The sequence below is a fragment of the Geobacter sp. FeAm09 genome, assembly GCF_008330225.1.
Lineage (GTDB): Bacteria > Desulfobacterota > Desulfuromonadia > Geobacterales > Pseudopelobacteraceae > Oryzomonas.
This window is the reverse complement of the sequence record NZ_CP042466.1, coordinates 1,599,139-1,611,016: the sequence shown is the minus strand read 5'-3', so window position 1 is coordinate 1,611,016 and position 11,878 is coordinate 1,599,139. Positions and strand designations below refer to the sequence as shown.

Sequence of the window (11,878 nt, the reverse complement as noted above, 5' to 3'; positions counted from 1 at the left end):
TGCGCACCAGCCTCAGTTCATCTTTTCCAGTTCGGTAAGCTTTTTCTGCACCGTCTGGCGGCACACGCCCAGCAGGTCGGCGGCCGGCCCCTTCTTGCCTCCCGTAACCTTCAGGGCCTCTTCGAACATCAGTTTCTCGATCTGTCCCATGGAGGGAAACGTGGGGAAGACCACATGCAGGCTGAACTGGCTGTTGGCAACCTTGGTTCCGGCATCGATCATGGTTCTGGACTTGACCGCCAGGTCCGGGAAGTCGCCCTGCACCAAGAGGCCGGTCTTGTTGACGACGACCGCGCTGCTCACCTTGTTGATGAGTTCCCTGACATTGCCGGGATATTCGTAGTCTTCCAGCAGCCAGCGCAGTTCCGCGGCGATCCTGGGAGCCCTCTTGCCCATGGCCTTGGCCGCCACGTTGATATAATGGTTGACCAGGGGCAGGATATCCTCGCGCCGTTCCCGCAGGGGGGGGATGTGCAGTTTGTGGTAGCAGATCCGGTGGTAGAGATCTTCCCTGAACTGTCCCTCGGCGACCAGCTTCTTGAAATCCCGGTTGGAGGCGACGATGATCCGGGTGTCGCTTTTCAGGAGGACATCCGAGCCGAGGCGGTAGTACTCGTTCTCCTGCAGGAGCCGCAGCAGCTTGATCTGGGATTCGGGAGCCAGATCGCCGATCTCGTCGAGGAACAGGGTTCCCCCCTGGGCCTTGGCGATCAACCCCTGGCGAAGCTCGTTGGCGCCGGTGAACGCGCCCCGTTTGTGGCCGAAGAGTGTATCCTCGAACATATGGGCGTCGAGCCCGGCCACGTTCAGGGGGGTGAAACTGCCCTGCAGGCCGCTGGCCTTGTGGATGGCCCGGGCGATCAACTCCTTGCCGACCCCGGTTTCGCCGGTGATGAGCACCGGGTAGCGGGATGGGGCGATGGTCTCCACCAGCTTGAAAATGGACAGCATCTTGTCGCTGCGGGTCAGGAGATCCTTGAAGGCATCGGGCTGGGCCAGGGGATCGCCCAGGAGATAGTTCTGGAGCTGCTGGTTCTGGTTCGAGAGTTCGAGGATCTTGAAGGCGTTGTTGATACTGGAGATGAGCCGGGACGAATCCAGGGGCTTGGTGATGTAGTCCATGGCCCCCTGCTTCATGCAGTTCACCACCGTATCCACATCGCTGACCCCGGTCATGATGATGACCGGAAGGGCCGGGTACTTCTGGGCGATGACCGGCAGCAGGTCGGCACCCGAAACCCCCGGCATGATCCAGTCGAGAAACACGGCCGAGTAGATGCCCTTTTCCAGCTCCGCCAGCACCTGGCTGCTGTCGGTGAGCGTCACCATTTCGCAGATGGAGTTGGAAAGGAGCACGAAACGGATCTCTTCCAGGAAGTCGGCGTTATCATCGACAAACAGAACAAGGGGCGCCTTGCCGTTTTTCTGGTTTTTTTGCGTATCGGTCATGGGGATTCCCTCCTGCTGCGGAACAATGCAAAATTACCGCCCAAAAAAACGTGTGGCAACAAAAAAACGGAGCAATCCGCCGGTACCGGGAAAAAGTGTCGCCGGAAGGATGGCGTTTCCGCCGGGGCACGGGCCTTGGCCCGAAAGGGGGGGGAAGCCCCGCGGCCGCCCTGCCCGGAGTCGGGACAGGGCGGTGCGCACGGAGCGGAGCGTGAGCAGGAAACCAGCGTGGTGGAAGCAGGGCCCGGCGAACGCTACCGGGTCAACTCGTCCGCCACCCTGACGAGGTTGGGCAGGTCGGGCTTGGTCAGGATATGATTGGCCCCCAGCCCGATCCACTTGCGCTTGTTGTCCTCGGAGGCAAGGGACGAGAAGATCACGACCGGCAGGTCCTTCAGCGTCTCTTCCTTGCGCACGCGCGAGGTGAGGTGCAGGCCGTCCATCTGCGGCATCTCCACATCGGTGATCATCATGCTGATGTGGGATCTGAAGGGGCTGCCGTCCTGGCCGCACCAGGTGAGCCTCTCCTGAATGATGTCCCAGGCCTCGGCCCCGTTTTCCGCTTCGGTCACGACATAGCCGGCCGAGCGCAGGGCCTGGCACAGGGTATTGCGGATGAACAGGGAGTCGTCGGCCACCAGAATGGTTTTTTGGGAGCGGTCCGTAGCGTCACCTTCGGATGGCAGCAGGGCGCTTTCGGAAAGCGGCCGCAAGGCGCTCTCCGAGCAGAGCTCTCCCACGATCTTCTCGAAATCCAGCACCAGGATGATGCGGTCGTCCATCTTCACCAGGCCGGTGACCTGATCGCTGTGCACCGAGTGGGCCGGCGGCTCGACATTTTTCCATGAGATCCGGTAGATGCGGGAAACGGAGTGAACCAGGACCCCGACCATCAGGTTGTTGAACTCGAGGACCACCACCCGGTCCGCCACCAGGTCGCCCGTATCCTTGCCGAGCACCTTGGCGAGGTTGATGACGGTGATGACCTTGTCCCGCAGCTTGATCATCCCCTCCACGCCCGGTTTGGCATTGACGACCCGCGACATCTGGGGCAGGCGGATGATCTCCCGGACCTTGGCGACGTTGACGCCGTAGTGGCAGGGTACGAGATTATTGTGGGCATCCATCTCGTCGATCCTGAACTCGACGATCTCAAGCTCGTTGGTGTCGCTCTCCAGCAGTATGTTGGTCTGTTTCATATCCGGGCCCTTTGAGGTAATTTTTTCGGCAGTATAACAATGAAAATCCATGAAGGGAAGTGTTTAAAAACAAACCCGAGGCCGGGCAAACCCCGCTGAACTTGACTCCCCCCAACGGTCTGTGCTAGCTTTTCCCATCATCCTGATACATTTTCGGAGCCATGCACATGTTTTTTCCCCCCATCGACACCTTTCGCACCCTGTCCCGAAAAGGCAACCTGATCCCGGTCTACCGGGAAATCATGGCCGATATGGATACGCCGGTCACTGCCTTTAAAAAGCTCGACGACGGGCGTTTCTCCTTTCTGCTCGAAAGTATCGAAGGGGGCGAGAAGTGGGGCCGCTATTCCTTTCTCGGCTCCAGTCCCTCGTGCATCATCCGCTCGAAAGGGCATACCGTCGAGATCATCGAGAACAACGTCACGACCGCCGTAACCACCGACGATCCGCTCGGCGCCATCCGTACCCTGCTAGCCCGCTTCACCCCGGTGGAGGTGGAGGGACTGCCCCGTTTCTTCGGCGGCGCGGTCGGCTACCTGGGGTACGACATGGTGCGTCACTTCGAGCATCTGCCCACGGAAAAACCGGCCGTGCTGGACGCCTACGAAGCCTATTTTCTGGTGACCGACACCATCGTCATCTTCGATACCATGACCCAGAAGATCAAGGTGGTTTCCAATGCCCACCTGGATGGCGTCATCACCCCGGAAGAGGCCTACCGGCAGGCAACGGAGAAGATAGAAGCCATCATCCGCCGGCTGCGCGCCCCGCTGCCGCCGGCCACGGCCACCCCCTCCGGCGGACCGGTCGAACTGCACTCCAACGTCACCCGGGAGGCGTACGAGGCGGCCGTGGAAAAGGCCAAGGAGTATGTCCGGGCCGGGGACATCATCCAGGTCGTCCCCTCCCAGCGTTTCAGCGGGCGACTCTCGGCCGACCCGTTCGACGTGTACCGCGTACTGCGCACCCTCAACCCCTCCCCCTATATGTTCTTCCTGAAACTGGACGGCACGGTCATCGCCGGTGCCTCGCCCGAGGTCATGGTGCGCAAGGAGGGGGACCGGGTCGAGCTCCGCCCCATCGCCGGCACGCGCCCCCGGGGCGCCACGCCCCAGGAGGACGACCGCCTGGCCGAGGAGCTCTTGGCCGACCCCAAGGAACGGGCCGAACATGTCATGCTGGTGGACCTGGGGCGCAACGACCTGGGGCGCGTCTGCGCCACGGGGACGGTCTCGGTGTCGGAACTGATGGTCATCGAACGCTACTCCCACGTCATGCACATCGTCTCCAACGTGCAGGGGCGCCTGGGCGGCGGCCATGACGCCTTCGACGTCGTGCGGGCCGCGTTTCCGGCCGGCACCCTCTCCGGTGCGCCCAAGATCAGGGCCATGGAGATCATCGACGAACTGGAACCGGTGCGCCGGGAGATCTACGGCGGCGCCGTGGGCTATTTCTCCTTTTCCGGCAACATGGACCTGGCCATCACCATCCGCACCCTGGTAATCAAGGACGGCATGGTGCACATCCAGGCCGGGGGCGGCGTCGTGGCCGATTCCGACCCGGCTGCCGAGTGGCAGGAAACCGTCAACAAGGCCATGGCCGCCCGGAGGGCGCTGGAAATCGCCGAGAAAGGGCTTGAATAACATGCTGCTGATGATCGACAACTACGATTCCTTTACCTTCAATATCGTCCAATATTTCGGCCAACTGGGCGAAGACGTGCGCGTCTACCGCAACGACAAGATCACCGTGGAAGAGATCGAGGCCCTCCAGCCGGAACGTCTCGTGATCTCCCCCGGCCCCTGCTCCCCCGGCGAAGCGGGCATATCGGTCCAGGCGATCAAACATTTCGCCGGCCGGATTCCGATCCTGGGCGTCTGCCTCGGCCACCAGGCCATCGGGGAGGCGTTCGGGGGAAACGTGATCCGGAGCGTATCCCTGATGCACGGCAAGACCTCGCCCATCAGCCACGACGGCCGGGAGATCTTTGCCGGGCTGCCGAACCCTTTCCAGGCCACCCGCTACCATTCCCTGGTGGTGGAACGGAGCAGTCTGCCGGAGTGCCTGGAGGTCACGGCATGGGTCGAGAACGGGGAGATCATGGGGATGCGGCACCGGACCCTCCCCCTGTGGGGCGTGCAGTTCCATCCCGAATCGATCCTGACCGAAGGGGGGATGAAGCTTTTGGAGAACTTCCTGGAGATAAGCCGGCGGTAAAGAGTAAAAAACACATCTACCACAGAGACACAGAGACACGAAGAAAACCAAGAGATTACGGCAGGCGCTGAAAATCGGATTCAAATCTCCCCTGAAGTGTTACGCCTTTCTCTGTGAACCTCTGTGTCTCTGTGGCAGATTCTGATATTTTTATCACAAAAAAAAAAGCCCACCGGAAAGAATCCCCGGCGGGCTTTTGCTGTTCTGCTATGAATCCGGCGATCAGGCGGCCGTGACGGTCACCTTGAGGTTTGCCACAACTTCGGGGTGGATCTTGACCGGGACGCTGACCTCGCCCACCTGCTTGATCGGTTCGGCGAGAACGATCTTCTTGCGGTCGATGTCAAAGCCTTTTTCGGTGAGGAATGCGGCGATCTCCATGTTGGTGACGGAACCGAAGAGTTTCCCTTCTTCGCCGGCCTGGTGGACCAGCTCGATGGCAACCCCTTCCAGTTTGGCGGCCAGGGCGCGGGCGGCCTCCAGGGATTTGTTCTTCTTGTAGGCCAACTGGCGTTTGGCGTGTTCCAGCGCCTTGGCGTTCTTCTCGGTCGCCTCGATGGCAAACCCTTTGGGGACCAGATAGTTGCGGGCATAGCCGGGCGCAACCTTGACGATGTCGCCGATGTGGCCGAGGGTTTCGATGTTTTCCTTCAGAATGACCTTCATGCTTCTCTCCTTTCGAGCCTGATTATTACAGGTTTTCCTGTTTTTTGGGGGTACGGAAGTCTCCCCACAGATCAAATATGCCAAGAACGGCAACAATGGCCGCGAGATACGGTTGTACCAGCAGCATCACCCAGAAAAACAGGCGTATGACGCTGTAGAAGGCCTGGCGGGCAATGATGGTCTGAATAACCGCCAGCCCCTGCAAAAAGTAAAGCGTTGCCGTCACGACCAGCACGTTGAGAGCCGGTATCGTGACGAACTCATTGGGCACCAGCATGGCGAACCCGGCGGCAATCAGAAGCCAGACCAAGGGCTCCGGCAGCCGGAGATCCTTGAAATTGCCCAGGTTGAACCGGTATCCCATCAGGAATGCCGGACGGCGTATGAGTGCCAGATTGCATCCCGCCATAATCCCGAGCAGGATGGTCACCAACGATGGATAAATCCTGATGAGCAGCGCGGCGGCCATGTCCATGGACTTCTTGACCATGGACAGTTCCTCGCCTTTGACGCCGCTCTTCTCGTACAGGGCGAGCGCCCGGGAGATGCTTGTGGAAATCTCCCCGGAAAGGGCCTGCTGCAGATCCTGATTGCTGACCAGCGCAAGGATACCGGTGACGACAGCCACGACGGCCGCACTCACACCCGTGGTCCAGGCGATGGTCCGGGCCGCGCTATGCCCCCGCAGCAGCAGTTCCGGCAGCAACAGGGCGATAACTCCGCACTGCAGCAGATAGATGGCGCCCGCGTTGGGGCTGACCGCCGCCGTCAAAGCGGCGCCAGCCAGCGCAAGGATGGCAAAAGCCGGGCCGCGTCCCTGACGCAGCCGGTAGTACACCACCGGAAAAGGGGCCAGAAGCCCCGTAAAAAAACCGAGCGGCGGCAGTACGAAGGACACCGCAAACAACGCGAACGTTGCTGCGGTGCCCAGGATAACTGCAAGAAGCCGTGCCATGACGGAGCCGGCCGGAGCGTTCGGGTTCATTCCGCCCCTAGGACAGCGAGTGGTTCGAAGCGATCGGCAAAAGCGCCAGATTGCGGGCGCGCTTGATGGCCTCGGTGATTTCCCGCTGGTGTTTCGCGCAGTTGCCGGAAATACGGCGGGGAACGATCTTGCCGCGCTCCGAGATGAAGTAGCGCAGGGTACGGGGCTCTTTGTAATCAATGGTCAGGTTCTTCTCGGCGCAAAAACGGCATACCTTCCTGCGCTGAAACGGACGACGCTTGCGGGGGCCGCCGGGGCCGCCTGCCGGACGCTGGCCGGGGCCGCCTGCCGGACGTTGATAGGGGGTGCTGGGTCTTTCGTCGCTCATGATAGTATATCCTCCAGGAAATTATTCGTTTGCCGCTTCAACGGTACCGGCTGCCTCTTCAACAGCCTCCACCGCTTCCGCCTCGACCGCGGGAGCCTTCTTCTCGACAGCCTTTTCGGGTTCCCCGGTAATGTTGACGCTCTGGTACCGGAGCACCTTCTCGTTCAGCCTGAGACGCCGTTCCAACTCGGCGATCAGCTCAGCCCCACCATCAAAGCGCAGATAATAGTAGCGCCCCCTGGCAAACTTCCTGATGGGGTATGCCAGCTTCCTGACACCCCAGTCGTCCAGCCTGAAGCACTCGCCATTGTACGACGAAATGACTTCCTGAACCTTGGCGCTGATGCTTTTGATCTCGTCTTCGCCAAGTTCCGGCTGGAGGATGAAAATCGTTTCATACTTCCTCATGTGATGTTTCCTCCTCACGGTTTTCAAGCCCCGGTCCTGCCCGGAGCAAGGAGATACGGCACGGATGCCGCCTTTAAAAGAACAGGTTATGTACAATATTTTTCCAGCGATTGCAAACTATTTATCAGAAAACCGATTGCCATGGGCAGGACATGAATTAATTCTTTCACCCGAACCCGCGGGTCCGCACGGATTCAGGCATTCATTTGTGGTGTCCGGCGAATGCGGAACTTTTTGATCAACTCGGCCGGGTGGTAGGAAAGTTTGGCGTTGCGCAAGCCCCCATCCCCCAGGTCCTGCTCCCGATTCACAAAACGGCACTCCGTGAAAAGAAGCCGGCTGAATTCCCGGTTGACGAGCTGCGCCGCCCCCTCCATGAAGGGGTCGGCCTTTTCGAAATGGCAGACCGCGGTCCCGGCGTTGAGCCGTTCCCCCAGGCTGAAGGCCGTGACCTCGCCGGCAACCGTCACGACCACCCCCTCCAGGCCCAACCGCTCCGCCATTTCAAGGGCCTCTGCCGCCGCCGCCAATTCCCCGCCGAGAGCAGTGGCCGCGCCCCCGTCGTCGTTCACCCCCCGCCACACCTCCAGCAGCCTGTGGCACCCTGCCCGGTGCTGTTCCGAGAAGAGCGCCACCCGGTATTCGTGGCGGGCGGCAAAATAGCTGATACGGTTCTTTTTTTTGTGAAAACGGTGGCCCGGCAGGGTAGCCAGTTCCTCCCGCAGATAGAGATAGTCGAAGGAATCCCGATCTTCGGCCGCGGTCACCCCTCCCCGCTTCAGGCACTGTGCCGCAAGCGTCTCGTCGGCGCCGTAGAGTTCCAGCCCGTCGTTCCACACCGCATCCAGCGCCGCTTCCACCGCACCTCCCACGGGGGGGAGACAGTAACGTTCCCCCGAATACCCGCGCCCCAGAACCAGCAACGCATCCCCCACCATGGCCAGCCGATAGTCGTGGGCGGCGCGAAACAGGTACAGGCCGGCAAAGGTCAACTCGGAGATGCGCGGTTGAAGAACGGAAAAGCGCCCATCCAGCAATGACTTATCGGCAAGGTCCAGGGGCCGCGAGTCGGGGTAGGATGGAATTTCCATTGAGTTCTCCGGAACGGTTGTAGTAATAATGATGAGATCATCTTATCAGAAACGGCACCGGGGAGGGAACAGCCATGGCCATCGCCACCAAAATTGCAGGATTCATCTCGCGGTCATCCTGGATTCGCAAGATGTTCGAGGAGGGAGAGGCCCTGCGCCAGGAATTCGGTGCCGAGAACGTCTACGACTTCACCCTGGGGAACCCGGATGTGGAGCCGCCCGAGGCCTTTTACCGGGAGCTTCTGGCCCTGGCCCAGCATCCCCTGCCCGGCATGCACAGTTACATGAACAACGCGGGCTACCCCGAGACCCGGGCCGCCGTGGCGGCAAAACTGGCCCGGGATTCCGGGCTGCCGGTCACCTTCGAGCACGTGGTCATGACCTGCGGGGCGGGGGGCGCACTCAATGTGGTGCTCAAGACCATCCTCAATCCGGGGGACGAGGTCATCGTCCTGGCCCCCTATTTTGTGGAATACATCTCGTACATCGACAACCACGGCGGCATTCCGGTGCCGGTCTGGACCGACCGCGACACCTTCCAGCTTGACGTGGACGCCATTGAGAAAGCGCTCACGCCGAAGACGCGGGCCATCATCATCTGCTCCCCCAACAACCCCACCGGGGTGATCTACCCGGCGGAAAGCCTGCGCAAGCTCGGCGACCTCCTGGACAGGACGCAGCAGAAGACCAGCCGCCACATCTACGTCATCTCCGACGAGCCCTACGCCCGCATCGCCTATGACGGCAAGCATGTCCCCAACATCTTTCCGCTGATAGAGAATGCGGTCATCGTCACCTCGCACAGCAAGGACCTGGCCCTGCCGGGCGAGCGGATCGGGTACCTGGCGATCAACCCGCGCATGCCCACCGCCATGCAGTTCATGGGGGGCGCCATCTACTGCAACCGGGTCCTGGGCTTCGTCAACGCGCCGGCCCTCATGCAGCGGCTGGTGACCAACCTGCAGGACGAGTCGGTGGACATCGAACCGTACCGGGCGAAACGCGATCTTCTGGTACGGGAACTGACCGCCATGGGGTTCAAGCTGGTCAAGCCGGACGGCGCCTTTTACCTTTTCCCCGCCTCCCCCCTGGCCGACGACGTGGCGTTCATCAAGCTGGCCCAGAAGCACCGCATCCTCCTGGTGCCGGGAAGCGGCTTCGGGGCGCCCGGCTTTTTCAGGATCGCCTACTGCGTGGACATGGCCATGATCGAACGGAGCCTGCCGGCCTGGCGGGAGTTGGCCCGGGAGACCGGCTTGAAGGGATAGCCGGGCTATCCGCACCACACCGGAATGAAACGTCAGAGGCCCCAAAGGATTTCGCCTTTTGGGGCCTCTGACGTTTGCTCGGCACAACTAACCACCCTGAAAACGTCTGCCACAGAGACGCAGAGACACGGAGAAAAGCGGGAGCAAAACTAAATAAACAACGGATTCAGATGTTGTTTTCCCCAAATAGATACTGCGTTTTTCTCTCTGTACCTCTGTACCTCTGTACCTCTGTGTCTCCGTGGCAGATGTTGACTTAAATTTGGATCTGCCACATCAATCCCGGTAACGCTTCACCAGGTCCCCGTAGGCGTCGATACGCCGGTCGCGGAGAAACGGCCAGATGCGCCGCACGGTTTCGCTCCGCTCCATATCCACATCCACCAGGAGAATCTCCTCGTTCTCCCGCGAGGCCTCCACCAGCAACTCCCCCTGTGGTCCGGCCGCAAAACTGCTCCCCCAGAATTGAATACCGGTTTCCGGATGAAGGGGGGACGGCTCGAAGCCGACCCGGTTGACGGCCAGAAGCGGCAGACCGTTGGCCACGGCATGGCCGCGCTGGACGGTAATCCAGGCATCGCGCTGGCGCTCCTTTTCCGCCGCGCTGTCGGCCGGGTCCCAGCCGATGGCGGTGGGGTAGATCAAAAGATCGGCCCCGGCCAGGGCCATGAGACGGGCCGCCTCGGGATACCACTGGTCCCAGCAGACCAGGACCCCGAGGGTGCCGACCGAGGTCTTGACCGGGTTGAACCCCAGATCGCCGGGGGTGAAGTAGAACTTCTCGTAAAAGCCGGGATCGTCGGGGATGTGCATCTTGCGGTAGATGCCGGCCGTGGAACCGTCCTTTTCGAAGACCACGGCGGTGTTGTGGTACAGGCCGGGGGCGCGGCGTTCGAAGAGCGAGGCCACGACGACCACCCCCAGTTCGCCGGCCAGCTCGGCAATGGCGCGGCTGGCGGGGCCGGGAAGCGGCTCGGCCATGTCGAACAGGGCCGGGTCCTCCACCTGGCAGAAGTAGGGGCCGGCATGCAGCTCCTGCAGGACCACCAGCGCAGCTCCGTCGGCCGCGGCACGCCTGATCATGGCGCACGTTCCGTCCAGGTTCGCCTTTTTATCGTTGCCGCACCGCTGCTGGATCAATGCCGCCGTGAGGAGGCGCGTCATGGCAGCACCCCCTGGGGCAACTGCATGGTCACGCAGTGCAGCGAGCCGTGCTGCTCCAGGAGCGGCAGGCAGTCGATGCCGATGATCTCCCGGCCGGGAAATGCCTGGCCGATGCACGCCATGGCCGGGCCGTCCTTCTCCGGGTCCCGGTAGGTGGGTACCAGCACGGCGCCGTTGATCACCAGAAAATTGGCATAGGTGGCCGGCAGGCGGTGGGCCTGCTCATCGAAACGGGCCCTGGGCCAGGGAAGCGGGAGCAGCCGGTAGGGGGAGCCGTCCGGCGCCCGGAAGGCCTTCAATTCCTCCTCCATCAGCTTCAGTTCCGGGTAATGTTCGTCCCGGGGGTCGTCGCAGGCCGTATAGACGATGGTATTGTCCGGGCAGATACGCGCCAGGGTGTCGATATGGGAGTCGGTGTCGTCCCCGGCCAGGAAACCGTGGTTGAGCCAGAGCACGCGCCCGGCCCCCAAGAGAGAAGCCAGGGCCAGTTCGACCTCCCCCTTGTCCAACTGGGGGTTGCGGTTGGGCGAAAGCAGGCACTCCGCGGTGGTCAGGATGGTGCCGAGGCCGTCGCTCTCCACGCTGCCTCCCTCCAGGACCAGGCCGACGGTCTTGAGGTTGGGCACCAGCGCGCCTTGTTCCTTGAGCCGTTTGGAAATCAGATTGTCATGGTTGGCGGCGAACTTGAGCCCCCAGCCGTTGAAGCCGAAGTCCAGCAGCACCGGCTGGCCGTTGAAGATCACCGTGATGGGGCCAAAGTCCCGCGCCCAGGTATCGTTGTTGGGCATCTCGCAGATAACGACCCGCTCCAGGCCGATGCCGGCGGCAGCCAGGTACTCCCGGGCCGAGGCGGCGTTGGGCGCGGTCAACACCACCCGTTCGAACCGGGTGATCCGGCGGATAATATCGGCAAAGACCGGGCGGACATCGTCCAGCATGTAGGCCCAATCGGTGCCTTCGTGGGGCCAGGCCAGCAGGACGCCGTCCTGCGCCTCCCATTCGGCGGGAAATCTCGGATTCACGGTCACATCTCCTGTTGAACAAAATCTCGCCCCTGTCGCCAGGAGCGGCATTCAGTATAGTATGGCGGAACCTCGCCGCGC

At 61.6% G+C, this 11,878-nt stretch carries 12 protein-coding genes; 3 read left to right on the top strand and 9 right to left on the bottom strand.

From position 1 onward, the window contains the following. Window positions 1-12: 12 nt before the first annotated feature. Both FO488_RS07640 and FO488_RS07635 read right to left on the bottom strand, forming a co-directional pair. Window positions 13-1,449, bottom strand: coding sequence for a sigma-54 dependent transcriptional regulator (locus FO488_RS07640; protein WP_149210012.1), 1,437 nt, complete (start codon window positions 1,447-1,449; stop codon window positions 13-15). Between the two features lie 254 nt (window positions 1,450-1,703). Then, a complete protein-coding gene (locus FO488_RS07635; protein WP_149210011.1) occupies window positions 1,704-2,648 on the bottom strand; it encodes a chemotaxis protein CheV in 945 nt (314 codons plus the stop codon). Window positions 2,649-2,815: 167 nt separating this feature from the next. Here FO488_RS07635 and trpE point away from each other — a divergent pair, with 167 nt between their 5' ends. Next, window positions 2,816-4,291 carry an anthranilate synthase component I gene (gene trpE / locus FO488_RS07630; RefSeq protein ID WP_149210010.1) on the top strand — a complete coding sequence of 492 codons (1,476 nt, stop codon included), beginning with the start codon at window positions 2,816-2,818 and terminating at the stop codon, window positions 4,289-4,291. A 1-nt stretch (window position 4,292) separates the two neighbouring features. Continuing rightward, on the top strand, window positions 4,293-4,865 hold the full coding sequence (locus FO488_RS07625; RefSeq protein ID WP_149210009.1) for an aminodeoxychorismate/anthranilate synthase component II: 573 nt from the start codon (window positions 4,293-4,295) through the stop codon (window positions 4,863-4,865). A 222-nt stretch (window positions 4,866-5,087) separates the two neighbouring features. On the opposite strand, the gene rplI is transcribed toward FO488_RS07625, so the two are convergent. From rplI to FO488_RS07600, 5 genes are all read right to left on the bottom strand, one after another. After that, entirely contained in the window at window positions 5,088-5,531 is a 444-nt protein-coding gene (rplI, locus tag FO488_RS07620) for a 50S ribosomal protein L9 (protein ID WP_149210008.1), read from the bottom strand. Window positions 5,532-5,556: 25 nt separating this feature from the next. Next, window positions 5,557-6,486: a YybS family protein gene (locus FO488_RS07615; RefSeq protein ID WP_205743378.1), complete on the bottom strand. Its 930-nt coding sequence runs from the start codon at window positions 6,484-6,486 to the stop codon at window positions 5,557-5,559. A 37-nt stretch (window positions 6,487-6,523) separates the two neighbouring features. Further along, window positions 6,524-6,844: a 30S ribosomal protein S18 gene (gene rpsR, locus FO488_RS07610; protein WP_149210006.1), complete on the bottom strand. Its 321-nt coding sequence runs from the start codon at window positions 6,842-6,844 to the stop codon at window positions 6,524-6,526. A gap of 21 nt (window positions 6,845-6,865) precedes the next feature. Continuing rightward, on the bottom strand, window positions 6,866-7,252 hold the full coding sequence (gene rpsF / locus FO488_RS07605) for a 30S ribosomal protein S6 (protein WP_149210005.1): 387 nt from the start codon (window positions 7,250-7,252) through the stop codon (window positions 6,866-6,868). 194 nt (window positions 7,253-7,446) lie between these two features. Continuing rightward, entirely contained in the window at window positions 7,447-8,343 is an 897-nt protein-coding gene (locus FO488_RS07600; protein ID WP_149210004.1) for a DUF2156 domain-containing protein, read from the bottom strand. A gap of 74 nt (window positions 8,344-8,417) precedes the next feature. Here FO488_RS07600 and FO488_RS07595 point away from each other — a divergent pair, with 74 nt between their 5' ends. Continuing rightward, window positions 8,418-9,611, top strand: coding sequence for a pyridoxal phosphate-dependent aminotransferase (locus FO488_RS07595; RefSeq protein ID WP_149210003.1), 1,194 nt, complete (start codon window positions 8,418-8,420; stop codon window positions 9,609-9,611). A 276-nt stretch (window positions 9,612-9,887) separates the two neighbouring features. Here FO488_RS07595 and FO488_RS07590 read toward each other — a convergent pair whose 3' ends face one another. Together FO488_RS07590 and FO488_RS07585 are read right to left on the bottom strand one after the other, a co-directional pair. After that, entirely contained in the window at window positions 9,888-10,775 is an 888-nt protein-coding gene (locus FO488_RS07590) for a carbon-nitrogen hydrolase (RefSeq protein WP_149210002.1), read from the bottom strand. Further along, window positions 10,772-11,797, bottom strand: coding sequence for an agmatine deiminase family protein (locus FO488_RS07585; RefSeq protein ID WP_149210001.1), 1,026 nt, complete (start codon window positions 11,795-11,797; stop codon window positions 10,772-10,774). Before FO488_RS07585 ends, FO488_RS07590 begins: the two co-directional genes overlap by 4 nt. Between the last annotated feature and the right edge of the window lie 81 nt (window positions 11,798-11,878).

Excerpts from the sequence above, each read along its gene's own strand:
- FO488_RS07640 (WP_149210012.1), bottom strand. The coding sequence starts at position 1,449 with ATGACCGATACGCAAAAAAACCAGAAAAACGGCAAGGCGCCCCTTGTT.
- FO488_RS07635 (WP_149210011.1), bottom strand. The coding sequence starts at position 2,648 with ATGAAACAGACCAACATACTGCTGGAGAGCGACACCAACGAGCTTGAG.
- trpE (WP_149210010.1), top strand. The coding sequence starts at position 2,816 with ATGTTTTTTCCCCCCATCGACACCTTTCGCACCCTGTCCCGAAAAGGC.
- FO488_RS07625 (WP_149210009.1), top strand. The coding sequence starts at position 4,293 with ATGCTGCTGATGATCGACAACTACGATTCCTTTACCTTCAATATCGTC.
- rplI (WP_149210008.1), bottom strand. The coding sequence starts at position 5,531 with ATGAAGGTCATTCTGAAGGAAAACATCGAAACCCTCGGCCACATCGGC.
- FO488_RS07615 (WP_205743378.1), bottom strand. The coding sequence starts at position 6,486 with ATGGCACGGCTTCTTGCAGTTATCCTGGGCACCGCAGCAACGTTCGCG.
- rpsR (WP_149210006.1), bottom strand. The coding sequence starts at position 6,844 with ATGAGCGACGAAAGACCCAGCACCCCCTATCAACGTCCGGCAGGCGGC.
- rpsF (WP_149210005.1), bottom strand. The coding sequence starts at position 7,252 with ATGAGGAAGTATGAAACGATTTTCATCCTCCAGCCGGAACTTGGCGAA.
- FO488_RS07600 (WP_149210004.1), bottom strand. The coding sequence starts at position 8,343 with ATGGAAATTCCATCCTACCCCGACTCGCGGCCCCTGGACCTTGCCGAT.
- FO488_RS07595 (WP_149210003.1), top strand. The coding sequence starts at position 8,418 with ATGGCCATCGCCACCAAAATTGCAGGATTCATCTCGCGGTCATCCTGG.
- FO488_RS07590 (WP_149210002.1), bottom strand. The coding sequence starts at position 10,775 with ATGACGCGCCTCCTCACGGCGGCATTGATCCAGCAGCGGTGCGGCAAC.